The sequence below is a fragment of the Citrobacter sp. KH_055_1 genome (assembly GCF_057838705.1).
The window spans coordinates 3,828,161-3,852,571 of record NZ_CM174473.1 but is presented as its reverse complement, the minus strand read 5'-3'; the positions used below and the strand labels follow the sequence as shown (position 1 = coordinate 3,852,571).

23 protein-coding genes are annotated in these 24,411 nt (G+C 52.3%); 21 read left to right on the top strand and 2 right to left on the bottom strand.

Features of this window, described 5'->3' with window-relative positions:
- Positions 1-86: 86 nt before the first annotated feature.
- The 19 genes from tsf (at position 87) to tilS (ending at position 22,705) form a co-directional block, all read left to right on the top strand.
- Positions 87-938 (top strand): translation elongation factor Ts, encoded by an 852-nt coding sequence (gene tsf / locus AC3ITF_RS18185; RefSeq protein WP_096758241.1) that lies wholly within the window; start codon positions 87-89, stop codon positions 936-938.
- Between the two features lie 146 nt (positions 939-1,084).
- The gene (gene pyrH, locus AC3ITF_RS18180) at positions 1,085-1,810 is read left to right on the top strand and encodes a UMP kinase (RefSeq protein ID WP_096758240.1); all 726 of its coding nucleotides are present in this window, start codon (positions 1,085-1,087) and stop codon (positions 1,808-1,810) included.
- 139 nt (positions 1,811-1,949) lie between these two features.
- Complete coding sequence (gene frr / locus AC3ITF_RS18175; RefSeq protein WP_115259405.1) at positions 1,950-2,507, top strand: ribosome recycling factor; 558 nt, start codon at positions 1,950-1,952, stop codon at positions 2,505-2,507.
- Positions 2,508-2,615: 108 nt separating this feature from the next.
- Complete coding sequence (gene ispC / locus AC3ITF_RS18170; protein WP_489175904.1) at positions 2,616-3,812, top strand: 1-deoxy-D-xylulose-5-phosphate reductoisomerase; 1,197 nt, start codon at positions 2,616-2,618, stop codon at positions 3,810-3,812.
- A gap of 188 nt (positions 3,813-4,000) precedes the next feature.
- Positions 4,001-4,759, top strand: a complete 759-nt coding sequence (ispU, locus tag AC3ITF_RS18165) for a (2E,6E)-farnesyl-diphosphate-specific ditrans,polycis-undecaprenyl-diphosphate synthase (RefSeq protein ID WP_115259402.1) — start codon at positions 4,001-4,003, stop codon at positions 4,757-4,759.
- A 12-nt stretch (positions 4,760-4,771) separates the two neighbouring features.
- The gene (gene cdsA / locus AC3ITF_RS18160; protein ID WP_115259400.1) at positions 4,772-5,629 is read left to right on the top strand and encodes a phosphatidate cytidylyltransferase; all 858 of its coding nucleotides are present in this window, start codon (positions 4,772-4,774) and stop codon (positions 5,627-5,629) included.
- Positions 5,630-5,640: 11 nt separating this feature from the next.
- A complete protein-coding gene (rseP, locus tag AC3ITF_RS18155; protein ID WP_115259398.1) occupies positions 5,641-6,993 on the top strand; it encodes a sigma E protease regulator RseP in 1,353 nt (450 codons plus the stop codon).
- A 29-nt stretch (positions 6,994-7,022) separates the two neighbouring features.
- On the top strand, positions 7,023-9,437 hold the full coding sequence (bamA, locus tag AC3ITF_RS18150) for an outer membrane protein assembly factor BamA (RefSeq protein ID WP_117342283.1): 2,415 nt from the start codon (positions 7,023-7,025) through the stop codon (positions 9,435-9,437).
- A gap of 122 nt (positions 9,438-9,559) precedes the next feature.
- Positions 9,560-10,045 carry a molecular chaperone Skp gene (skp, locus tag AC3ITF_RS18145; RefSeq protein ID WP_115259395.1) on the top strand — a complete coding sequence of 162 codons (486 nt, stop codon included), beginning with the start codon at positions 9,560-9,562 and terminating at the stop codon, positions 10,043-10,045.
- A gap of 3 nt (positions 10,046-10,048) precedes the next feature.
- A complete protein-coding gene (gene lpxD / locus AC3ITF_RS18140; RefSeq protein ID WP_115259393.1) occupies positions 10,049-11,074 on the top strand; it encodes a UDP-3-O-(3-hydroxymyristoyl)glucosamine N-acyltransferase in 1,026 nt (341 codons plus the stop codon).
- A 103-nt stretch (positions 11,075-11,177) separates the two neighbouring features.
- Complete coding sequence (gene fabZ / locus AC3ITF_RS18135; protein WP_000210739.1) at positions 11,178-11,633, top strand: 3-hydroxyacyl-ACP dehydratase FabZ; 456 nt, start codon at positions 11,178-11,180, stop codon at positions 11,631-11,633.
- Positions 11,634-11,636: 3 nt separating this feature from the next.
- Positions 11,637-12,425, top strand: coding sequence for an acyl-ACP--UDP-N-acetylglucosamine O-acyltransferase (lpxA, locus tag AC3ITF_RS18130; protein WP_096758231.1), 789 nt, complete (start codon positions 11,637-11,639; stop codon positions 12,423-12,425).
- Positions 12,425-13,573: a lipid-A-disaccharide synthase gene (gene lpxB, locus AC3ITF_RS18125; protein WP_135912562.1), complete on the top strand. Its 1,149-nt coding sequence runs from the start codon at positions 12,425-12,427 to the stop codon at positions 13,571-13,573. Before lpxA ends, lpxB begins: the two co-directional genes overlap by 1 nt.
- Positions 13,570-14,166, top strand: coding sequence for a ribonuclease HII (gene rnhB, locus AC3ITF_RS18120; protein WP_115259391.1), 597 nt, complete (start codon positions 13,570-13,572; stop codon positions 14,164-14,166). Before lpxB ends, rnhB begins: the two co-directional genes overlap by 4 nt.
- A 36-nt stretch (positions 14,167-14,202) precedes the next feature.
- Positions 14,203-17,685 (top strand): DNA polymerase III subunit alpha, encoded by a 3,483-nt coding sequence (dnaE, locus tag AC3ITF_RS18115; RefSeq protein WP_096758228.1) that lies wholly within the window; start codon positions 14,203-14,205, stop codon positions 17,683-17,685.
- Between the two features lie 12 nt (positions 17,686-17,697).
- Positions 17,698-18,657, top strand: a complete 960-nt coding sequence (gene accA / locus AC3ITF_RS18110) for an acetyl-CoA carboxylase carboxyl transferase subunit alpha (protein ID WP_096758227.1) — start codon at positions 17,698-17,700, stop codon at positions 18,655-18,657.
- 100 nt (positions 18,658-18,757) lie between these two features.
- Positions 18,758-20,908 (top strand): lysine decarboxylase LdcC, encoded by a 2,151-nt coding sequence (ldcC, locus tag AC3ITF_RS18105; protein ID WP_135912561.1) that lies wholly within the window; start codon positions 18,758-18,760, stop codon positions 20,906-20,908.
- A gap of 53 nt (positions 20,909-20,961) precedes the next feature.
- Entirely contained in the window at positions 20,962-21,351 is a 390-nt protein-coding gene (locus AC3ITF_RS18100; protein ID WP_135912560.1) for a VOC family protein, read from the top strand.
- 61 nt (positions 21,352-21,412) lie between these two features.
- Positions 21,413-22,705: a tRNA lysidine(34) synthetase TilS gene (gene tilS, locus AC3ITF_RS18095; protein WP_135912559.1), complete on the top strand. Its 1,293-nt coding sequence runs from the start codon at positions 21,413-21,415 to the stop codon at positions 22,703-22,705.
- 83 nt (positions 22,706-22,788) lie between these two features.
- Here tilS and rof read toward each other — a convergent pair whose 3' ends face one another.
- Both rof and AC3ITF_RS18085 read right to left on the bottom strand, forming a co-directional pair.
- On the bottom strand, positions 22,789-23,049 hold the full coding sequence (rof, locus tag AC3ITF_RS18090; protein ID WP_096758223.1) for a Rho-binding antiterminator: 261 nt from the start codon (positions 23,047-23,049) through the stop codon (positions 22,789-22,791).
- Positions 23,036-23,236 carry a YaeP family protein gene (locus AC3ITF_RS18085; protein WP_096758222.1) on the bottom strand — a complete coding sequence of 67 codons (201 nt, stop codon included), beginning with the start codon at positions 23,234-23,236 and terminating at the stop codon, positions 23,036-23,038. Before AC3ITF_RS18085 ends, rof begins: the two co-directional genes overlap by 14 nt.
- A 188-nt stretch (positions 23,237-23,424) precedes the next feature.
- Between AC3ITF_RS18085 and AC3ITF_RS18080 the strand changes: the two genes are divergently transcribed.
- Entirely contained in the window at positions 23,425-23,967 is a 543-nt protein-coding gene (locus AC3ITF_RS18080; protein WP_115259385.1) for a YaeQ family protein, read from the top strand.
- A complete protein-coding gene (gene arfB / locus AC3ITF_RS18075; RefSeq protein WP_096758220.1) occupies positions 23,967-24,389 on the top strand; it encodes an alternative ribosome rescue aminoacyl-tRNA hydrolase ArfB in 423 nt (140 codons plus the stop codon). Before AC3ITF_RS18080 ends, arfB begins: the two co-directional genes overlap by 1 nt.
- Positions 24,390-24,411 lie beyond the last annotated feature (22 nt).

Sequence of the window (24,411 nt, the reverse complement as noted above, 5' to 3'; positions counted from 1 at the left end):
TGGTTAGGGGCCCTTTAGGCCCCTTTTTCACTTTTAAATCTGTGCGGTTTGACGCCGGGCAGATCAAATCTTCCGAGGATTTTAGAATGGCTGAAATTACCGCATCCCTGGTAAAAGAGCTGCGTGAGCGTACCGGCGCAGGCATGATGGATTGCAAAAAAGCACTGACTGAAGCTAATGGCGACATCGAGCTGGCAATCGAAAACATGCGTAAATCTGGTGCGATCAAAGCGGCGAAAAAAGCAGGCAACGTTGCTGCTGACGGCGTGATCAAAACCAAAATCGACGGCAACTACGGCATCATTCTGGAAGTTAACTGCCAGACTGACTTCGTTGCTAAAGATGGTGGTTTCCAGGCATTTGCAGACAAAGTTCTGGATGCTGCAATCGCGGGCAAAATCACTGACGTTGACGTTCTGAAAGCACAGTTCGAAGAAGAACGTGTTGCGCTGGTTGCTAAAATCGGTGAGAACATCAACATCCGTCGTGTTGCTTCCATCGAAGGCGACGTACTGGGTTCATACCAGCACGGTGCGCGTATCGGTGTTCTGGTTGCGGCTAAAGGCGCAGACGAAGAGCTGGTTAAACAACTGGCAATGCACATTGCTGCAAGCAAGCCTGAATTCGTTAAGCCAGAAGACGTATCTGCTGAAGTGGTAGAGAAAGAATACCAGGTTCAGCTGGATATCGCGATGCAGTCTGGTAAGCCGAAAGAAATCGCAGAGAAAATGGTTGAAGGCCGCATGAAGAAATTCACCGGCGAAGTTTCTCTGACGGGTCAGCCTTTCGTTATGGATCCGAGCAAATCTGTTGCTCAGCTGCTGAAAGAGCACAACGCTGACGTAACAGGCTTCATCCGCTTTGAAGTGGGTGAAGGCATCGAGAAAGTTGAGACTGACTTTGCAGCAGAAGTTGCTGCGATGTCCAAGCAGTCTTAATTTTTTAAAGGAGCCGCCTGAGGGCGGCTTCTTTTTGTGTCTGGCTTGTAAATTCAGCGAACCGCTATAGTGGCTACGTTGAAAAGCGACATACAATGTCGCTGGTATTAACTCATCTCATTCGTTGACAGTCTCAGGAAAGAAACATGGCTACCAATGCAAAACCCGTCTACAAACGTATTCTGCTTAAGTTAAGTGGCGAAGCGCTGCAAGGTTCAGAAGGCTTCGGTATTGATGCAAGCATACTTGACCGTATGGCTCAGGAAATCAAAGAACTGGTTGAGCTGGGTATTCAGGTTGGCGTAGTGATTGGTGGCGGTAACCTGTTCCGTGGTGCTGGTCTGGCGAAAGCGGGAATGAACCGCGTTGTGGGCGACCACATGGGCATGTTGGCCACCGTAATGAACGGTCTGGCAATGCGCGATGCGCTTCACCGCGCCTATGTGAACGCTCGCCTGATGTCCGCAATTCCTTTGAACGGTGTGTGCGATAACTACAGCTGGGCGGAGGCTATCAGCCTGCTGCGCAACAACCGTGTTGTTATCCTGGCGGCCGGTACCGGCAACCCGTTCTTCACGACAGACTCTGCAGCCTGCCTGCGCGGTATTGAAATTGAAGCTGATGTAGTGCTGAAAGCCACCAAAGTTGACGGCGTATTTACCGCAGATCCGGCGCAAGATCCAACCGCGACCATGTACGAACAACTGACCTATACTGAAGTTCTGGATAAAGAACTGAAAGTGATGGATCTGGCGGCGTTCACGCTGGCTCGTGACCACAAATTGCCTATTCGTGTCTTCAACATGAACAAACCGGGTGCGCTGCGCCGTGTGGTGATGGGTGAAAAAGAAGGGACGTTAATCACGGAATAATTCCCGTTGCGGCTAAATGCAGGTAATATTCTGCTTTAATGTCGCGGGATACGTCCCTCAAAATTAATCAAGACTATACTTGTCGCATCTTGCGTGGTGGATATGGTCTGACTGAAACAAGCTTTCAAGGATTCGTAACGTGATCAACGAAATCAGAAAAGATGCTGAAGTACGCATGGACAAATGCGTCGAAGCATTCAAAAATCAAATCAGCAAAATTCGCACGGGTCGTGCTTCTCCCAGCCTGCTGGATGGCATTATCGTGGAATATTACGGCACGCCAACTCCGCTGCGTCAGCTGGCAAGCGTAACGGTTGAAGATTCCCGTACTCTGAAAATCAACGTGTTTGACCGTTCTATGGGCCCGGCCGTTGAGAAAGCGATTATGGCTTCTGACCTCGGTTTGAACCCAAGCTCTGCGGGTTCTGACATCCGCGTTCCGCTGCCGCCGCTGACCGAAGAACGTCGTAAAGATCTGACCAAGATCGTGCGTGGCGAAGCAGAAGGCGCGCGTGTTGCCGTGCGTAACGTTCGTCGTGATGCTAACGACAAAGTGAAAGCGCTGTTGAAAGATAAAGAGATCAGCGAAGATGACGATCGCCGTTCTCAGGACGACGTGCAGAAAATGACTGACGCCGCTATCAAGAAAGTGGATGCGGCGCTGGCAGAGAAAGAAGCGGAACTGATGCAGTTCTGATTCGCCTGTACGCTTAAAACGCCGCTCAGAAGGTCTGCAAAGGCTGGATGGCGGCGTTTTGCTTTTTTCTGTCTATCCCCTAAAGGGTAAAATTCTTCAGGATGTCTGATGAAGCAATTAACCATTCTCGGCTCAACCGGCTCTATTGGTTGCAGTACGCTGGATGTCTTACGCCATAACCCGGAAACGTTTCGTGTTACTGCGCTGGTCGCGGGTAAAAATGTTGCCCGTATGGTCGAGCAGTGCCTGGAGTTCTCTCCCCGCTATGCAGTAATGGATGATGAAACAAGCGCTGCGCAGGTGAAAGCGGCTCTGCTGGAGCAGGGAAGTCGTACCGAGGTGATGAGCGGACAACAGGCGGCCTGTGATATGGCTGCGCTGGATGATGTCGATCAGGTGATGGCCGCGATTGTCGGCGCGGCGGGGCTGCTGCCTACGCTGGCGGCAATCCGTGCAGGCAAAAGCATTTTACTGGCGAATAAAGAGTCGCTGGTGACCTGCGGTCGTTTGTTTATGGATGACGTGAAGCGCCACAAAGCGCAGCTTTTGCCGGTAGATAGCGAACATAACGCGATTTTTCAGAGTTTACCCCAACCTATTCAGCACAATCTGGGATACGCTGACCTTGAGCAAAATGGCGTCATGTCCATTCTGCTTACCGGGTCTGGTGGCCCTTTCCGTGAAACGCCATTGCACGATCTGGTGTCAATGACCCCCGATCAAGCATGCCGTCACCCGAACTGGTCGATGGGACGAAAAATCTCCGTCGACTCTGCCACTATGATGAATAAAGGTCTGGAATACATTGAAGCGCGCTGGTTGTTTAATGCCAGTGCAAGCCAGATGGAAGTGCTGATTCATCCACAGTCGGTGATTCATTCGATGGTTCGGTATCAGGATGGTAGCGTTCTGGCACAACTGGGTGAGCCTGATATGCGCACGCCTATTGCCCATGCTATGGCATGGCCGGAACGCGTCACATCTGGTGTGAAGCCTGTCGACTTTTGCAAACTGAGCGCGTTGACGTTTTCCGCGCCGGATTACCAACGCTATCCGTGCCTGAAACTGGCGATGGATGCGTTTGAGCAAGGGCAAGCGGCGACTACCGCGCTGAACGCTGCGAATGAAATTACCGTTGCCGCATTTCTGGCGCAACAAATTCGATTTACCGATATTGCCGAGCTCAATTTATCCGTACTGGATAAGATGGATTTGCAGGAACCCCAGAACGTTGATGACGTGTTGAGGGTTGATGCCGTTGCACGGGACGTCGCCAGAAAACAAGTGATGCGACTCTCAAGCTGATGATAATCCCTCTACAGAGATTCGTGCTATTTGTTAGCGTTGGGCTTCAGTGATATAGTCTGCGCCACCCGATCACAGGTATTGGCATTTTTTCGGTCGGGTAAGCCGTGGTTTGACACGGCTTTTTTGTGTAGAGGCTTCAGTATTCCTGAGTACCGTTAAATCCTTTCAGGGACTAAAAACGCGTTATGTTGTCTGCAACTCAACCATTAAGCGAAAATTTGCCAGCACATGGCTGTCGCCATGTAGCCATTATTATGGATGGCAATGGCCGCTGGGCGAAAAAGCAAGGGAAGATTCGCGCCTTTGGGCATAAGGCCGGAGCAAAATCCGTCCGCCGGGCTGTCTCTTTTGCTGCCAATAACGGTATTGATGCGTTAACGCTGTATGCCTTTAGCAGTGAGAACTGGAACCGACCTGCGCAGGAAGTGAGCGCGTTAATGGAATTATTCGTGTGGGCACTTGATAGTGAAGTGAAAAACCTGCATCGCCATAACGTTCGTCTGCGTATTATCGGGGATATCAGTCGATTTAACTCACGTTTGCAAGAACGGATTCGCAAGTCGGAAGCGCTTACAGCCCAGAATACGGGGTTAACGCTGAATATTGCTGCGAATTACGGCGGACGTTGGGACATTGTCCAGGGAGTCAGGCAACTGGCGCAACAGGTGCAAGACGGTCTGCTGCGCCCTGAGCAAATTGACGAAGAAATGCTTGGTCAGCAAGTTTGTATGAATGAACTGGCTCCTGTGGATTTAGTGATAAGGACTGGGGGAGAGCATCGCATCAGTAATTTTTTGCTGTGGCAAATTGCCTATGCTGAACTTTACTTTACGGATGTTCTCTGGCCCGATTTCGATGAACAAGACTTTGAAGGTGCGCTGCATGCCTTTGCTAATCGAGAGCGTCGTTTCGGCGGGACCGAACCCGGTGATGAAAAAGCCTGATGGGGGTCGCTTTTGCTGAAGTATCGCCTGATTTCTGCTTTTGTTTTAATACCCGTTGTCATCGCGGCGCTGTTTTTATTGCCGCCGGTGGGGTTCGCCATTGTTACGCTGGTCGTATGTATGTTGGCCGCGTGGGAGTGGGGACAGTTAAGCGGTTTCACCACTCGCACACAGCGAGTCTGGCTGGCGGTTCTGTGCGGGCTTTTGCTGGCACTGATGCTGTTTTTACTGCCTGAATATCATCATAATATTCATCAACCGTTGGTCGAAGTGTCGCTTTGGGCGTCGTTGGGCTGGTGGGGCGTTGCACTATTGCTGGTGTTATTTTACCCAGGTTCGGCGACTGTCTGGCGTAATTCAAAGATATTACGCATCATTTTCGGCATCTTAACCATTATCCCTTTCTTTTGGGGAATGCTGGCGCTACGTGCCTGGCATTATGATGAGAATCATTATAGTGGCGCAGTATGGCTGCTGTATGTCATGATCCTCGTCTGGGGAGCGGATTCCGGTGCGTATATGTTTGGCAAGTTATTTGGTAAACATAAACTGGCGCCGAAGGTTTCTCCGGGTAAAACCTGGCAAGGTTTTATTGGCGGACTCGCCACTGCGGCTGTGATCTCATGGGGTTATGGTATGTGGGCGAATCTTGATGTCGCGCCTGTCACCTTGCTCATTTGCTCTATTGTTGCGGTCCTGGCTTCGGTGCTGGGTGACTTGACTGAGAGTATGTTTAAGCGTGAAGCAGGTATTAAGGACAGTGGCCACTTAATCCCAGGGCACGGCGGCATTCTGGATCGTATTGATAGTCTGACGGCTGCGGTACCGGTCTTTGCTTGCTTGCTGTTACTGGTTTTCAGGACGCTTTAACGGATGGTCTTATGCTGAGTATTCTCTGGAATCTGGCTGCATTCATCGTCGCACTCGGTGTGCTTATCACCGTGCATGAATTTGGTCATTTCTGGGTTGCCCGGCGCTGTGGTGTTCGCGTTGAGCGTTTTTCCATTGGTTTTGGAAAGGCGCTGTGGCGGCGCACTGATAGATTGGGTACCGAATACGTCATCGCCCTGATCCCTCTCGGCGGCTACGTCAAAATGCTGGATGAGCGTGCAGAACCGGTGGTGCCGGAACTGCGCCACCACGCGTTCAACAACAAAACGGTTGGGCAGCGTGCGGCCATTATTGCCGCAGGTCCGATTGCAAACTTCCTTTTCGCTATTTTTGCTTACTGGCTGGTGTTTATCATCGGCGTCCCTGGTGTTCGTCCGGTTGTGGGTGAAATAACACCCAACTCGATTGCCGCACAGGCGCAAATTCAGCCAGGTACGGAACTAAAAGCGGTTGATGGTATCGAAACCCCTGATTGGGATACCGTGAGATTGCAGCTGGTCGCTAAAATTGGCGATGAGCAGACCATTCTTAGCGTGGCGCCGTTTGGCAGCAACCAGCGACAGGACAAAACGCTGGATTTGCGCCAATGGGCATTTGAGCCAGACAAACAGGATCCCGTTACGAGTTTAGGGATTCGTCCACGCGGTCCGCAGATTGAACCGGTGCTGTCAGAAGTACAGATTAACTCCGCAGCAAGTAAGGCGGGTTTGCAAGCTGGCGACAGGATCGTTAAAGTCAATGGTCAGCCGCTCACGCAATGGATGACGTTCGTGACGCTGGTGCGTGATAATCCGAATAAGCCGTTAGCGCTAGAAATTGAAAGGCAGGGGAGTTCCTTGTCTTTGACGTTAACTCCGGACTCAAAACCGGGTAACGGTCAGGAAGAGGGATTTGCGGGTGTCGTGCCTAAAATTATTCCTCTGCCTGATGAGTATAAGACTGTACGCCAGTATGGACCATTCGGCGCCATCCTCGAAGCCTCGGATAAAACGTGGCAGTTGATGAAGTTGACGGTCAGTATGCTGGGAAAATTGATTACCGGTGATGTGAAACTGAACAACCTCAGTGGGCCGATTTCTATCGCCCAGGGGGCTGGGATGTCAGCGGAGTTCGGGGGGATTTATTACCTGATGTTCCTTGCGCTTATCAGCGTGAACTTAGGGATAATTAACCTGTTTCCGTTGCCCGTTCTTGACGGGGGGCATCTGCTGTTCCTGGCGATTGAAAAGCTGAAGGGCGGTCCGGTATCCGAGCGGGTTCAAGACTTTAGTTATCGCATTGGCTCGATTTTGCTAGTGTTGTTAATGGGGCTTGCACTTTTCAATGATTTCTCTCGGTTGTAAGAGAGTGTTAGGAAGAACGCATAATAACGATGGCGATGAAAAAGTTGCTCATAGCGTCGCTGCTGTTTAGCAGCGCCACCGTATACGGTGCTGAAGGGTTCGTCGTGAAGGACATTCATTTCGAAGGCCTACAGCGAGTCGCCGTTGGTGCGGCTCTCCTCAGTATGCCGGTGCGCACAGGCGACACGGTTAATGATGAAGATATCAGTAATACCATTCGTGCTCTGTTCGCCACCGGTAACTTTGAGGATGTCCGCGTCCTGCGCGATGGTGATACCCTTCTGGTTCAGGTAAAAGAACGCCCGACGATTGCCAGCATCACTTTCTCCGGTAACAAATCGGTTAAAGATGACATGCTGAAGCAAAACCTCGAGGCGTCTGGCGTGCGTGTTGGCGAGTCTCTCGATCGCACCACGCTTGCCGATATCGAAAAAGGCCTGGAAGATTTTTACTATAGCGTCGGTAAGTACAGCGCCAGTGTGAAAGCGGTGGTGACGCCGTTGCCGCGTAACCGCGTTGACCTCAAACTGGTGTTCCAGGAAGGTGTCTCGGCGAAGATCCAACAGATCAATATCGTCGGTAACCATGCCTTTACAACCGACGAATTGATCTCTCACTTCCAACTACGCGATGAAGTGCCGTGGTGGAACGTGGTGGGCGATCGTAAATACCAGAAACAGAAACTGGCGGGCGACCTTGAAACCCTGCGTAGTTACTATCTGGATCGCGGCTATGCTCGCTTCAATATCGACTCCACGCAGGTCAGCCTGACGCCGGATAAGAAAGGTATCTACATCACCGTCAACATTACAGAAGGCGAGCAGTACAAGCTTTCTGGGGTACAGGTGAGCGGTAACCTGGCTGGACACTCTGCCGAAATTGAGAGCCTGACGAAAATCGAACCGGGTGAACTCTATAACGGCACCAAAGTGACCAAAATGGAAGATGATATCAAGAAGCTTCTGGGTCGCTATGGTTATGCCTACCCGCGCGTACAGTCGCAGCCTGAAATCAACGATGCCGATAAGACGGTTAAATTGCGCGTAAACGTGGATGCGGGTAACCGTTTCTATGTGCGTAAGATCCGCTTTGAAGGTAACGATACCTCTAAAGACTCCGTCCTGCGTCGTGAAATGCGCCAGATGGAAGGTGCCTGGCTGGGTAGCGATCTGGTCGATCAAGGTAAAGAGCGTCTGAATCGTCTGGGCTATTTCGAAACAGTCGACACCGATACTCAGCGTATTCCGGGCAGTCCGGATCAGGTTGATGTGGTCTACAAGGTGAAAGAACGTAACACCGGTAGCTTTAACTTCGGCGTCGGGTACGGTACCGAAAGCGGCGTGAGCTTCCAGGCGGGCGTTCAGCAGGATAACTGGTTAGGTACCGGGTATTCTGTCGGCATTAACGGCACCAAAAACGATTACCAGACCTATACTGAATTGTCTGTGACCAACCCGTACTTCACCGTGGATGGTGTGAGCCTTGGTGGCCGCGTCTTCTATAACGACTTTGAAGCGGATGATGCAGACCTGTCTGACTACACCAACAAAAGTTATGGTACAGACGTCACGCTGGGCTTCCCGATCAACGAATACAACACGTTGCGTGCGGGCCTGGGTTACGTGCATAACTCCTTGTCTAACATGGATCCACAGGTTGCAATGCAACGTTATCTGGTTTCCATGGGTGAAGATCCTGATGCGGATAGCTTCAAATCAGACGATTTCACCTTCAACTACGGTTGGACGTATAACAAGCTGGACCGTGGCTATTTCCCAACGGAAGGTACGCGTATTAACCTGAACGGTAAAGTCACCGTTCCGGGTTCTGATAACGAATACTACAAAGCGACGTTGGATACCGCGACCTACGTACCGATTGATGACGACCATAAATGGGTTGTTCTGGGTCGTACCAAGTGGGGTTATGGTGATGGATTAAGCGGCAAAGAAATGCCGTTCTATGAGAACTTCTATGCCGGTGGTTCCAGCACCGTGCGTGGCTTCCAGTCCAACACCATTGGTCCAAAAGCCGTCTATTTACCGGCAAATCGTTATAATGATGATGACGATTATGACAACGAATGTGACACCACCAATAAGTCACCGTGTGAATCAGACGATGCAGTGGGCGGTAACGCCATGGCTGTCGCCAGCCTGGAGTTTATTACCCCAACGCCGTTTATTAGCGACAAGTATGCTAACTCAGTCCGTACCTCCTTCTTCTGGGATATGGGTACCGTCTGGGATACCAACTGGGATTCTGCGAAGTATTCTGGCTATCCAGACTACAGCGATCCGAACAATATCCGTATGTCTGCGGGTATCGCGTTACAATGGATGTCCCCATTAGGGCCGTTGGTCTTCTCCTACGCCCAGCCGTTCAAAAAGTACGATGGAGACAAATCAGAACAGTTCCAGTTTAACATTGGTAAAACCTGGTAATTGTTCTGCGCAAAGGAATGTAGTGGTAGTGTAGCGATGACTTTAGGCGATCCTGCATGGGGTCGCCTGGCCACGCAAAGAACTGTACCTTCGGGTGCAAATGGGATGGTAAGGAGTTTATTGTGAAAAAGTGGTTATTAGCTGCAGGTCTCGGTTTAGCGATGGCAACGTCCGCACAGGCTGCTGACAAAATTGCAATCGTCAATATGGGTAGCCTGTTCCAACAGGTTGCACAGAAGACTGGTGTTTCTAATACGCTGGAAAACGAGTTCAAAGGCCGCGCCAGCGAACTGCAGCGCATGGAATCCGATCTGCAATCTAAAATGCAGCGTCTGCAATCCATGAAAGCAGGTAGCGATCGTACTAAGCTGGAAAAAGACGTTATGGCTCAGCGCCAGACTTTCTCTCAGAAAGCGCAAGCTTTTGAGCAGGATCGTGCACGTCGTTCCAACGAAGAACGTGGCAAACTGGTTACGCGTATCCAGACAGCCGTGAAATCTGTCGCTAGCAGCCAGAGCATCGATCTGGTCGTTGACGCAAACACCGTTGCTTACAACAGCAGCGATGTTAAAGACATCACCGCTGACGTACTGAAACAGGTTAAATAAGTAATGCCTTCAATTCGACTGGCTGATTTAGCAGAGCAGTTGGATGCAGAATTACACGGTGATGGCGATATCGTCATCACCGGCGTAGCGTCCATGCAATCTGCGCAAACTGGCAATATTACGTTCATGGTGAATCCTAAGTACCGTGAGCATTTAAGCCTTTGCCAGGCTTCTGCCGTTGTGATGACGCAGGACGATCTTCCTTTTGCTAAGAGTGCTGCGCTGGTAGTGAAGAACCCCTACCTGACCTATGCGCGAATGGCGCAAATTTTAGATACCACGCCTCAGCCGGCACAGAACATTGCACCCAGTGCAGTGATTGATGCGACGGCAAAGCTGGGTAGCAATGTCTCTGTTGGCGCAAATGCGGTCATCGAGTCTGGCGTAGAACTGGGCGATAACGTGGTTATCGGTGCAGGCTGTTTCGTCGGAAAAAACACAAAAATCGGCGCAGGTTCACGCTTGTGGGCGAATGTGACGATTTATCACGATATCCAGATCGGTGAACATTGCCTGATCCAGTCCAGCACCGTTGTCGGATCTGACGGCTTTGGCTATGCGAACGATCGTGGTAATTGGGTGAAGATCCCACAGCTTGGTCGCGTAATTATTGGCGATCGTGTCGAGATCGGCGCTTGCACGACCATCGATCGTGGCGCTCTGGACGATACCGTGATCGGCAATGGTGTTATCATTGATAACCAGTGCCAGATTGCGCATAACGTTGTGATTGGCGACAATACGGCGGTAGCCGGTGGCGTCATTATGGCGGGCAGCCTGAAGATTGGCCGTTACTGCATGATTGGCGGCGCCAGTGTGATCAATGGGCATATGGAAATATGCGACAAAGTCACGGTCACTGGTATGGGTATGGTGATGCGTCCTATCACCGAACCAGGCGTCTATTCCTCAGGCATTCCGCTACAGCCCAACAAGGTATGGCGTAAAACAGCTGCACTGGTGATGAATATTGATGATATGAGCAAGCGCCTCAAAGCGATTGAGCGCAAGGTTAATCAACAAGACTAAAGCACCTTTTTTGCACGTCTGACTTTTCGGCCTGTCCCATTCATACGATTGCGACAGGCCGTGTTATTATTGCCTTTTAGTATATTTTGACAGGAAGAGTATTTTGACTACTAACACTCATACTCTGCAAATTGAAGAGATTTTAGAACTTCTGCCGCACCGTTTTCCGTTTTTGCTGGTTGATCGTGTGCTGGATTTTGAAGAAGGTCGTTTTCTGCGCGCAGTGAAAAATGTATCCGTTAACGAGCCTTTCTTCCAGGGCCACTTCCCGGGTAAACCGATTTTCCCTGGCGTGCTGATTCTGGAAGCAATGGCCCAGGCAACGGGTATTCTGGCGTTTAAAAGCGTAGGAAAACTGGAGCCAGGCGAGCTGTATTATTTCGCTGGTATCGATGAAGCACGCTTCAAGCGTCCTGTCGTACCTGGCGATCAGATGATCATGGAAGTCACTTTCGAGAAAACGCGCCGTGGCCTGACCCGTTTTAAAGGGGTTGCACTGGTTGACGGTAAAGTTGTGTGCGAAGCAACGATGATGTGTGCCCGTAGCCGGGAGGCCTAATACGTGATTGATAAATCCGCCTTTATTCACCCGACCGCCATTGTGGAAGAGGGCGCCAGTATTGGTGCCAATGCCCACATTGGACCTTTTTGTATTGTTGGACCCCATGTTGAAATTGGTGAGGGTACCGTACTGAAGTCTCACGTTGTCGTGAATGGCCATACTAAAATTGGTCGCGATAACGAGATCTATCAGTTTGCCTCCATCGGCGAAGTAAACCAGGATCTGAAGTATGCTGGCGAACCGACCCGCGTGGAAATTGGCGATCGCAACCGCATCCGCGAAAGCGTCACCATTCATCGTGGCACAGTGCAAGGCGGTGGGTTGACGAAGGTGGGCAGCGATAACCTACTGATGATCAACGCGCACGTTGCGCATGATTGTACGATTGGTAATCGCTGTATTCTGGCGAATAACGCCACGCTTGCCGGACACGTTTCGTTGGATGATTTCGTTATCATCGGCGGGATGACGGCGGTGCATCAGTTCTGCATCATCGGCGCACATGTGATGGTTGGTGGTTGTTCTGGTGTTGCTCAGGACGTTCCGCCGTACGTTATCGCCCAAGGTAATCATGCCACGCCATTTGGCGTCAACATCGAAGGTCTGAAGCGTCGCGGGTTCACCCGTGAAGCGATTACCGCGATCCGTAACGCCTATAAAGCGTTGTATCGCAGTGGTAAAACTCTGGAAGAAGTGAAGCCGGAAATCGCCGAGCTGGCGAAGCAGTACCCGGATGTTCAGGCTTTCAGTGATTTCTTTGAGCGCTCAACGCGTGGCCTGATTCGTTAATGACTGAGCAGCGTCCATTAACGATTGCCCTCGTCGCCGGAGAAACCTCCGGCGATATTCTTGGTGCAGGATTAATTCGCGCACTCAAGGCGCGTGTACCCAATGCCCGTTTTGTTGGCGTGGCAGGTCCGCTGATGCAGGCCGAAGGCTGTGAAGCATGGTACGAAATGGAAGAGTTGGCGGTGATGGGCATTGTTGAAGTGCTCGGACGCCTGCGCCGTTTACTGCATATTCGCGCCGATCTGACTCGTCGTTTGACCGATCTCAAGCCGGACGTTTTCGTTGGCATTGATGCACCTGATTTTAATATTACCCTTGAAGGGAACTTGAAAAAACAGGGCATTAAAACCATTCATTACGTCAGCCCTTCCGTGTGGGCATGGCGACAGAAACGCGTTTTCAAAATAGGCAGATCCACCAATATGGTGCTGGCCTTTCTGCCTTTCGAAAAAGCGTTTTATGACAAATTTAATGTCCCGTGCCGCTTTATCGGCCACACCATGGCGGACGCCATGCCGTTGGATCCGGATAAAAACGCGGCTCGCGACGTGCTGGGTATTCCCCATGATGCGCACTGCCTGGCACTATTGCCAGGAAGCCGGGGCGCTGAAGTGGAGATGCTTAGCGCTGATTTTCTGAAAACAGCACAGTTGCTACGCCAGCAGTATCCCGATCTCGAAGTGGTCGTGCCGCTGGTGAATGCCAAACGACGAGAACAGTTTGAGCGCATTAAAGCTGAGGTAGCACCGGAACTTTCCGTACATCTGCTTGATGGGATGGGACGCGAAGCGATGGTTGCCAGCGATGCAGCGCTGCTGGCTTCAGGCACGGCAGCGCTGGAGTGTATGCTGGCGAAGTGCCCGATGGTTGTCGGCTACCGTATGAAACCCTTCACGTTCTGGCTGGCGAAACGTCTGGTGAAAACCGATTATGTTTCGTTGCCGAACCTGCTGGCGGGAAGAGAATTAGTCAAAGAGCTGTTGCAGGATGAATGCGAACCGCAGGCGTTGGCGAAAGCGCTGCAGCCGTTGCTGGCGAATGGCAAAACCAGCCATGCGATGCACGATACGTTCCGCGACCTGCACCAGCAGATCCGTTGTAATGCCGATGAGCAGGCGGCGGATGCAGTCCTGGAGTTAGCACAATGATTGAATTTGTTTATCCACATACGCATTTAGTGGCGGGTGTGGATGAAGTAGGACGAGGCCCTTTGGTCGGGGCTGTGGTGACAGCTGCTGTTATTCTTGATCCAGCGCGTCCGATAGTCGGTCTGAACGACTCCAAAAAACTCTCTGAAAAGCGTCGTCTGGCGCTTTACGATGAAATCAAAGAAAAAGCGTTAAGCTGGAGCCTGGGACGGGCGGAACCGCATGAAATTGACGAGCTGAATATTCTGCATGCCACCATGCTGGCCATGCAGCGCGCGGTGGCCGGTTTGCACATTACGCCTGAATACGTGCTGATTGACGGTAATCGTTGCCCGGTATTGCCGATGCCGTCGATGGCGGTGGTGAAAGGGGACAGTCGCGTGGCGGAAATCAGCGCAGCGTCTATTTTGGCGAAAGTCACCCGCGATGCGGAGATGGCGACGCTGGATACGGTTTTCCCGCAGTACGGCTTTGCGCAGCACAAAGGCTACCCAACAGCTTTTCATCTGGCGGCGCTTATAGAGCATGGCGCGACAGAACACCACCGTCGCAGCTTTGGCCCTGTTAAACGCGCACTGGGACTCACGTCCTGATTCTTGTGGCAAGAATAAGTAAACCGGAATCTGAAGATGTCTGAACCACGTTTCGTCCACCTGCGGGTGCACAGCGACTACTCCATGATTGATGGGTTGGCAAAAACGGGGCCGCTGGTGAAAAAGGCGGCCGCGTTGGGCATGCCTGCACTGGCGATCACCGATTTTACCAACCTGTGTGGTCTGGTGAAGTTTTACGGAGCGGGTCACGGTGCGGGCATTAAACCGATTGTTGGTGCTGATTTTCATGTCCGTAGCGAGCAGTTTGGCGACGAGTTGACGCAACTAACGGTGCTGGCGGCCAATAATACGGGCTATCAGAATCTGACGTTGTTGATATCAAAAGCCTATCAACGTGGCTATGGATCCGAAGGACCGGTCATCGACAGAGACTGGTTGCTTGATTTAAAAGAAGGTTTAATTTTACTTTCCGGTGGTCGCATGGGCGACGTCGGACGGAGCTTGCTACGCGGTAACAGCGCGCTGGTTGATGAGTGCGTCACGTTTTATGAAGAACATTTCCCCGATTGTTATTTTCTGGAACTGATCCGTACCGGCAGGCAGGACGAAGAGAATTATTTGCATGCCGCAGTGGCGCTGGCCGAAACGCGGGGTCTGCCGGTGGTGGCGACCAACGATGTTCGCTTCCTTGAAACCGGAGATTTTGACGCGCATGAGATCCGCGTGGCGATCCATGATGGTTTCACACTCGATGATCCGAAACGTCCGCGCAACTATTCGCCGCAGCAGTATATGCGCAGCGAAGAAGAGATGTGCGAGCTGTTTTCCGACATTCCGGAAGCGCTGCAAAATACCGTCGAGATAGCCAAGCGCTGTAACGTGACGGTGCGTCTGGGTGAATACTTCCTGCCGCAGTTCCCGACCGGAGATATGACCACCGAAGACTATCTGGTTAAAAAATCGAAAGAAGGTCTGGAAGAGCGTCTGGCGTTTTTGTTCCCGGATGAAGCCGAACGCAAAGAGAAGCGCCCACCTTACGACGAACGCCTGGACATTGAACTTCAGGTTATCAACCAGATGGGGTTCCCGGGCTACTTCCTGATCGTCATGGAGTTTATCCAGTGGTCGAAAGACAACGGCGTGCCGGTCGGACCTGGCCGTGGTTCCGGTGCCGGCTCACTGGTGGCCTATGCGCTAAAAATTACCGATCTTGATCCGCTGGAATTTGACCTGCTGTTCGAACGTTTCCTTAACCCGGAACGTGTCTCGATGCCTGACTTCGACGTTGACTTCTGTATGGAGAAACGCGACCAGGTGATTGAACATGTGGCGGAAATGTATGGTCGAGACGCGGTATCACAGATTATTACCTTTGGTACAATGGCCGCAAAAGCGGTTATCCGCGACGTGGGCCGCGTACTGGGGCATCCGTACGGGTTTGTCGACAGGATTTCTAAACTGGTGCCACCCGATCCGGGGATGACGCTGGCAAAAGCCTTTGAGGCAGAGCCGCAGCTGCCAGAGATCTACGAAGCGGACGAAGAGGTCAGGGCGCTGATCGACATGGCGCGTAAGCTGGAAGGCGTCACGCGTAATGCCGGTAAGCATGCGGGCGGCGTGGTTATTGCGCCCACTAAAATTACCGACTTTGCTCCGCTCTATTGTGATGAAGAAGGTCTTCATCCGGTCACTCAGTTTGATAAAAACGACGTGGAATACGCCGGGTTGGTTAAGTTTGACTTCCTGGGTCTGCGTACGCTGACGATCATTGACTGGGCGCTGAAAATGATCAACCCGCGTCGGGCAAAGCAGGGACTGGAGCCGATTGACATCGCCGCCATCCCGCTCGACGATAAAAAATGTTTTGATATGCTGCAGCGCTCGGAGACAACCGCCGTCTTCCAGCTTGAATCTCGCGGCATGAAGGATCTGATCAAACGCCTGCAGCCTGACTGCTTCGAAGATATGATAGCCCTGGTGGCGTTGTTCCGCCCAGGCCCACTGCAGTCGGGAATGGTAGATAACTTTATCGACCGTAAGCACGGGCGAGAAGAGATATCCTACCCGGATGTACAATGGCAGCATGAGTGCCTGAAACCTGTTCTGGAGCCGACGTACGGCATTATCCTGTATCAGGAACAGGTCATGCAGATTGCCCAGGAGCTGTCTGGTTATACTCTTGGCGGCGCGGATATGCTGCGCCGTGCGATGGGTAAGAAAAAGCCGGAAGAAATGGCCAAGCAGCGCGGCACCTTTGAAGAAGGGGCGAGAAAGCGCGGCGTAGACGGTGAGCTGGCGATCAAAATCTTTGACCTGGTGGAGAAATTCGCCGGGTACGGGTTTAACAAATCGCACTCCGCAGCCTATGCGCTGGTGTCTTACCAGACGCTATGGTTGAAAACGCATTACCCCGCCGAGTTTATGGCCGCGGTAATGACCGCCGATATGGATAACACTGAGAAAGTGGTCGGGCTGGTGGATGAATGCTGGCGTATGGGGCTGAAAATCCTGCCGCCGGATATCAACTCCGGGCTGTATCATTTCCACGTAAATGATGATGGCGAGATTGTGTATGGCATCGGCGCGATAAAAGGCGTGGGTGAAGGCCCCATTGAAGCTATTATTGAAGCGCGTAACAAAGGTGGCTATTTCCGCGAGCTGTTCGATCTCTGTGCCCGTACGGATATCAAAAAGCTAAACCGCCGGGTGCTGGAAAAACTGATCATGTCCGGGGCGTTTGACCGCCTTGGCCCGCATCGCGCCGCACTGATGAATTCGCTGAACGACGCGCTTAAAGCCGCCGATCAGCACGCAAAAGCCGAAGCCATCGGTCAGGCCGATATGTTTGGCGTTCTGGCCGAAGAGCCGGAACAAATTGAACAATCCTATGCCAACTGCACGCCGTGGCCGGAGCAGGTGGTATTAGATGGTGAGCGTGAAACGTTAGGGCTTTACCTGACGGGACACCCCATCAACCAGTATTTAAAAGAAATTGAGCGCTATGTCGGAGGCCACAGGCTGAAAGACATGCATCCGACAGAACGTGGTAAAGTTACCACGGCTGCGGGGCTCGTCATTGCTGCGCGGGTAATGGTCACCAAGCGCGGCAATCGTATCGGCATCTGCACGCTGGATGACCGTTCTGGGCGTCTGGAAGTGATGTTATTTACCGATGCCCTGGATAAATACCAGCATTTGCTGGAAAAAGACCGCATACTTATCGTCAGCGGACAGGTCAGCTTTGATGACTTCAGCGGTGGGCTTAAAATGATGGCCCGTGAAGTCATGGATATTGACGAAGCCCGGGAAAAATACGCTCGCGGGCTTGCTATCTCGCTGACGGACAGGCAAATTGATGACCAGCTTTTAAACCGACTCCGTCAGTCTCTGGAACCCCACCGCTCGGGGACAATTCCAGTACATCTCTACTATCAGAGGGCGGATGCACGTGCGCGGTTGCGTTTTGGCGCAACGTGGCGTGTCTCTCCGAGCGATCGTTTACTGAACGATCTCCGTGGCCTTATTGGTTCGGAGCAGGTGGAACTGGAGTTTGACTAATACAGGAATACTATGAGTCTGAATTTCCTTGATTTTGAACAGCCGATTGCAGAGCTGGAAGCAAAAATCGATTCTCTGACTGCGGTGAGCCGTCAGGATGAGAAACTGGATATTAACATCGATGAAGAAGTGCATCGCCTGCGTGAAAAAAGCGTAGAACTGACGCGCAAAATCTTTGCCGATCTTGGCGCATGGCAGGTAGCCCAGCTGGCTCGCCATCCACAGCGTCCGTACACCCTGGATTACGTCCGCCTGGCGTTTGATGAATTTGATGAGCTGGCGGGCGATCGTGCCTACGCGGATGATAAAGCTATCGTCGGCGGCATCGCGCGTCTTGATGGTCGTCCAGTGATGATCATTGGTCATCAGAAAGGCCGCGAGACCAAAGAAAAAATTCGTCGTAACTTCGGCATGCCAGCACCGGAAGGCTATCGCAAAGCGCTGCGCCTGATGGAAATGGCCGAACGTTTCAAGATGCCGATCATTACCTTCATTGACACCCCTGGGGCTTATCCGGGCGTGGGCGCGGAAGAACGCGGTCAGTCTGAAGCGATTGCGCGTAACCTGCGTGAAATGTCACGTCTGAGCGTACCGGTTATCTGCACCGTTATCGGCGAAGGTGGCTCCGGTGGCGCGCTGGCGATCGGCGTGGGCGATAAAGTGAATATGCTGCAATACAGCACCTATTCTGTTATCTCCCCGGAAGGCTGTGCATCCATTCTGTGGAAAAGCGCAGACAAAGCGCCGTTGGCGGCAGAAGCGATGGGCATTATTGCCCCGCGTCTGAAAGAGCTGAAGCTGATCGATTCTATCGTACCGGAACCGCTGGGCGGGGCGCATCGTAATCCAGAAGTCATGGCTGCGTCGCTGAAAGCACAGCTGCTGGCCGATCTGGCCGATCTCGATGTGTTAAGTACGGAAGAGCTGAAAAATCGCCGTTACCAGCGACTGATGAGCTACGGTTACGCGTAAACTGCATATATTCTGAAAAGGGCCACAACGCTGTGGCCCTTTTTTTTTACCTGCGGTTTGACCAGGCTATGATTAACTAAGGTTTTTCCAGGAGGAACGCATGAATATCATTGCCATCATGGGACCGCATGGCGTCTTTTATAAAGATGAGCCCATCAAGGAACTTGAACGTGCACTACTGCAGCAGGGATTTCAGATTATCTGGCCGCAGAATAGCGTCGACCTGCTGAAATTTATTGAGCATAACCCGCGAATTTGCGGCGTCATTTTTGACTGGGATAAGTACAGCCTGGAGCTGTGTAGCGATATCAACCAGCTTAACGAATACCTGCCACTTTACGCCTTTATCAATACCCATTCGACGATGGATGTCAGCGCACACGACCTGCGCATGGCGCTGTGGTTTTTCGAGTATGCTCTAGGCCAGTCTGACGATATTGCCACCCGTATTCGCCAGTACACCAATGAATACCTCGATAACATCACTCCGCCGTTTACCAGGGCGTTGTTCACCTACGTGAAAGAAGGGAAGTATACCTTCTGTACGCCGGGGCACATGGCGGGGACGGCATACCAAAAGAGCCCAGTGGGCTGCCTGTTCTATGACTTTTTTGGCGGCAATACGCTCAAGGCCGACGTCTCCATTTCCGTGACCGAATTGGGTTCGCTGCTGGACCATACTGGCCCGCACCTGGAGGCCGAAGAATATATCGCCCGCACCTTTGGGGCAGAGCAGAGCTATATGGTGACGAATGGCACCTCGACGTCGAATAAAATTGTCGGTATGTATGCAGCCCCGACCGGAAGTACGCTACTGATCGATCGTAACTGTCATAAATCACTGGCGCATTTGCTGATGATGAGCGACGTGGTACCCATCTGGCTGAAGCCCACGCGTAATGCGCTGGGTATTCTTGGCGGTATCCCTAAGCGTGAATTTACCCGTGAGAGTATTGAGCGCAAAGTCGGAGAGACCGCCCAGGCCCAGTGGCCAGTACATGCGGTGATCACCAACTCTACCTACGACGGTCTGCTGTATAACACCAACTGGATCAAACAGACGTTGGACGTGCCGTCTATTCATTTTGACTCGGCCTGGGTGCCATACACTCATTTTCACCCGATCTATCAGGGGAAAAGCGGCATGAGCGGCGAACGAGTACCTGGTAAGGTTATCTTTGAAACCCAGTCGACCCATAAGATGCTGGCGGCGCTGTCGCAGGCTTCTCTGATCCACATTAAAGGTGACTACGATGAAGAGACCTTTAATGAAGCCTTTATGATGCATACCTCGACGTCGCCGAGCTACCCGATTGTCGCGTCAATAGAAACGGCGGCGGCAATGCTGCGCGGCAACTCAGGCAAGCGCTTAATCAATCGCTCCGTTGAGCGTGCGCTGCATTTTCGCAAAGAAGTACAGCGACTGCGGGAAGAATCGGACGGCTGGTTCTTTGATATCTGGCAGCCGGAAAAGGTGGATGAAGCGGAATGCTGGCCCGTTGCGCCGGGTGAAGACTGGCATGGGTTTACCGATGCCGACGCCGACCACATGTTCCTCGATCCGGTGAAAGTGACTATTCTGACACCGGGGATGGATGAACAGGGAAACATGAGTGACGAAGGGATCCCGGCGGCGCTGGTGGCGAAATTCCTCGACGAACGCGGTGTCGTGGTGGAGAAAACGGGTCCGTATAATCTGTTATTTTTGTTCAGCATTGGCATTGATAAAACCCGGGCGATGGGGTTGCTGCGCGGGCTGACAGAGTTCAAACGTTCGTACGATCTGAATTTGCGTGTGAAGAATATGCTGCCAGATTTGTATGCTGAAGATCCGGATTTCTATCGCAATATGCGTATTCAGGATCTGGCACAGGGGATCCATAATCTGATCCGCCAACACGATCTCTCCGGGCTAATGCTACGGGCATTTGACACCCTACCGGAAATGAAAATGACGCCACATCAGGCCTGGCAGCGGCAGATCAAAGGCGAGGTGGAGACGGTGACGCTTGACCAACTGGTGGGGCGCATTTCTGCAAATATGATCCTGCCTTATCCTCCCGGCGTACCGTTGCTGATGCCGGGGGAAATGATCACCGAAGACAGCCGGGCGGTGCTCGATTTCCTGTTGATGCTGTGTTCTGTCGGCCATCATTATCCCGGATTCGACACGGATATTCATGGCGCTAAACTGGGTGAGGACGGCGTGTACCGTGTGAGAGTCCTAAAAATGGCATCGCAGCTTGCCTGAACCGACCGTGGACGAGTAACGTGCGAAAAGAAAACTAAAGAGGCTAAGACGCTATGCTGGGATTAAAACAGGTTCACCATATTGCCATTATTGCGACGGACTACGCGGTGAGTAAGGCATTTTACTGCGACGTGCTGGGCTTTACGCTGATGAGCGAGGTCTACCGGGAAGAGCGCGACTCCTGGAAAGGCGATCTGGCGCTGAACGGGCAGTACGTGATTGAGCTTTTTTCTTTTCCATTTCCACCTTGCCGTCCCAGTCGACCGGAAGCCTGCGGGTTACGCCATCTGGCGTTCAGCGTGGATGATGTGGAAAAGGCGATAGCCCATCTGGAAAATCATAATGTGAAATGTGAGGTAGTACGTGTCGACCCCTTTACCGGCAAACGCTTTACTTTTTTCAACGATCCGGATGGATTACCACTTGAATTATACGAGCAGTAAGGCTTGTCATTGTAACGGTAGCCCGGTAACGTGCCGGGCAATACCCTAGTAAGTACTCATCATGACGACACTCACACTAAACACTTCACTTCTGACATCTCCCCATATCCTGGTGGCCTTTAGCGGTGGCCTCGACTCGACCGTGCTGTTGCACCAACTGGTGCTGTGGCGAAAACAACACCCCGACGTCGTGCTACGCGCTATCCACATCCACCATGGATTGAGTCCGCACGCAGACGAATGGGTGACGCACTGCGAATCGGTTTGTGCACAATGGCAGGTGCCGCTGGTGGTTGAACGGGTGCATCTTCAGGATGACGGGCTGGGGATAGAGGCGCAGGCCCGGCGGGCGCGCTATCAGGCTTTTGCCCGGACGCTGCTGCCGGGTGAAGTGCTGATGACCGCCCAGCATCTTGATGACCAGTGTGAAACCTTTTTGCTGGCGCTCAAACGCGGCAGCGGCCCGGCCGGACTTTCTGCAATGGGGGAAAGTTCACCGTTTGCTGGGACCCAGCTTATTCGCCCGCTATTGGCGCAAACGCGTGACGCGCTTGAACGCTGGGCGTTGGAGCATGGACTACGCTGGATTGAAGATGAAAGTAATCAGGATGATGCCTACGATCGCAATTTTCTGCGGCTACGTATAATCCCGCAACTGCAACAGCGCTGGCCGCACTTTGCTGACGCGGCGGCCCGCAGTGCGGTGCTGTGTGCCGAGCAGGAACGTTTGTTGGATGAGTTACTTGCCAATGATTTAGCGGAGTGTGTCACCGAGCAGGACACCCTTTTAGTTGAGCCATTAATGACGATGAGCGATGTACGACGTGCAGCGCTGCTTCGTCGCTGGCTGGCAGGGCTGAATGCACCGATGCCATCCCGGGATGCGCTGGCGCGAATCTGGCAGGAAGTGGTGCTGGCACGGGAAGATGCTGCGCCGTGCTTGTGCGTAGGCGAATATGAAATCCGCCGCTATCAGTCACAGCTGTGGTGGGTGAAATCCGTTACCGGGCAAAGTGAAACTGCCATCCCGTGGTCATGCTGGCAAACACCGCTGACGCTGCCTGCCGGGCTGGGAGACGTACAGTTACTCCCAACGGGAAAATTACGTATGCCGCACGTGGGTGAACCGGTCAGTATTCGCTTTAAAGCGCCCGGGTTATTACACATTGTCGGGCGTAACGGTGGGCGTAAGCTCAAAAAAATATGGCAGGAGCAGGGAATTCCGCCCTGGCGACGCGATACCACGCCGTTACTGTTTTACGGCGAAACGCTGATTGCGGCAGCCGGTGTCTTTGTTACGCGGGAAGGACTGGCGGAAGGGGAAGAAGGCGTGAATCTGGTATGGCATGCCTGATGGCGTTGCGCTTATCAGGCCTACGTATCGCATGGAAAGTAGGCCGGATAAGGTGCTTGCACCGCCATCCGGCAACAAAATAATCAGGATTCGCTAACCACCACGGTACCGATTTCCGGGTGGCTGAAGCTGGCAATCTTGTCGAGACGAAGCTCACGTGATTCTCCAGAGACGTCTGCAACCAGATATTCCACATTTTTGCGTGAAACCAGGTCATTGGCTTTCGCCTGCAGCACTTCGCCATCTTTCAGCGCCAGCGTCAGTAATAAATGGTGCTGGCAGGCGAGCTCAAGATTGTCGTAATCATCACAGTTAATGGGTTGATACGTTTCATTCATTGACATAATCGCTCACCAGTAAGTTCGCGGCAGCATAGGCCGCTTTTTCTCTGACCGACTCTGAAAGGGCGCTGTCTTCCGCCACTTCATTCAGCACTTTCAATACGCAACCCAGCGCATCCGGGACATACCCTAAGTCTCCGCTGGCGATTTCCGCGTACCGCTTGCGTATTAACTCACAATATTTTTCCACATGCCCTCCTGTCAGTACTCTGACTTAACCGTGGATGCAAGTCTAAGCCTACGAAGATAAACTCTGTTTAGCAAGGTGACTATACCATACTCATTCAAGCAATATCAGCGCCTTGATAGAAGAGCTGTTAGCAGCCTTTTGGCGTAGTTTTCGCTACAATGTGCGCCTGATTCGAAAGGAGTTCTCTCATGGCGCTTAAAGCGACAATTTATAAAGCCGTTGTCAACGTGGCGGATCTTGACCGCAACCAGTTTCTTGACGCGGCATTGACGCTGGCGCGTCACCCTTCTGAAACCCAGGAACGCATGATGCTGCGCCTGTTGGCATGGATTAAATATGCCAATGAGCGGTTACAGTTTACGCGGGGCTTGAGCGCAGAAGATGAGCCAGAAGCATGGCTGCGTAACGATCATCTGGGCATTGATTTATGGATTGAACTCGGCCTGCCGGATGAGCGTCGGATTAAGAAGGCCTGTACTCAGTCTGGGGAAGTTGCTCTGTTTACCTATAACAGTCGGGCGGCGCAAATCTGGTGGCAGCAAAACCAGAATAAGTGCGCACAGTTTAAAAATTTGACTGTCTGGTATCTGGATGACGAACAGCTGGCGCAGCTGAGCGACTTTGCCGGGCGTACTATGACGTTGCAGGCGACCATCCAGGATGGGGCTATCTGGTTGTCAGACTCTCAGAACAATCTGGAAATTCATCTGACCGCGTGGCAGCAGCGTTGATGATCGTTCTCTCCCGAAACGTCTCTATCCCTGATAATGAGCTGGAAATCACGGCTATCCGGGCACAGGGTGCGGGTGGGCAGCACGTTAATAAGACCTCGACCGCCATCCATTTGCGCTTTGACATTCGGGCCTCTGGCCTGCCAGAGTATTACAAGGAACGCTTGCTGGCGGCCAGTCATCATCTGATCACTGCCGATGGCGTCATCATCATTAAGGCGCAGGAATATCGCAGTCAGGAACTCAACCGGGAAGCGGCTCTGGCCAGGCTGGTGGCGTTGATTAAAGAATTAACCGCAGTGCAAAAAAGCCGCCAGGCAACGCGTCCTACGCGCGCTTCGAAAGAGCGCCGGTTGTCATCGAAGGCGCAAAAATCCACCGTGAAGGCGCTGCGCGGGAAAGTTCGTCGTTCGCAGGACTGACGAACAGGAATAAAAAAATCAT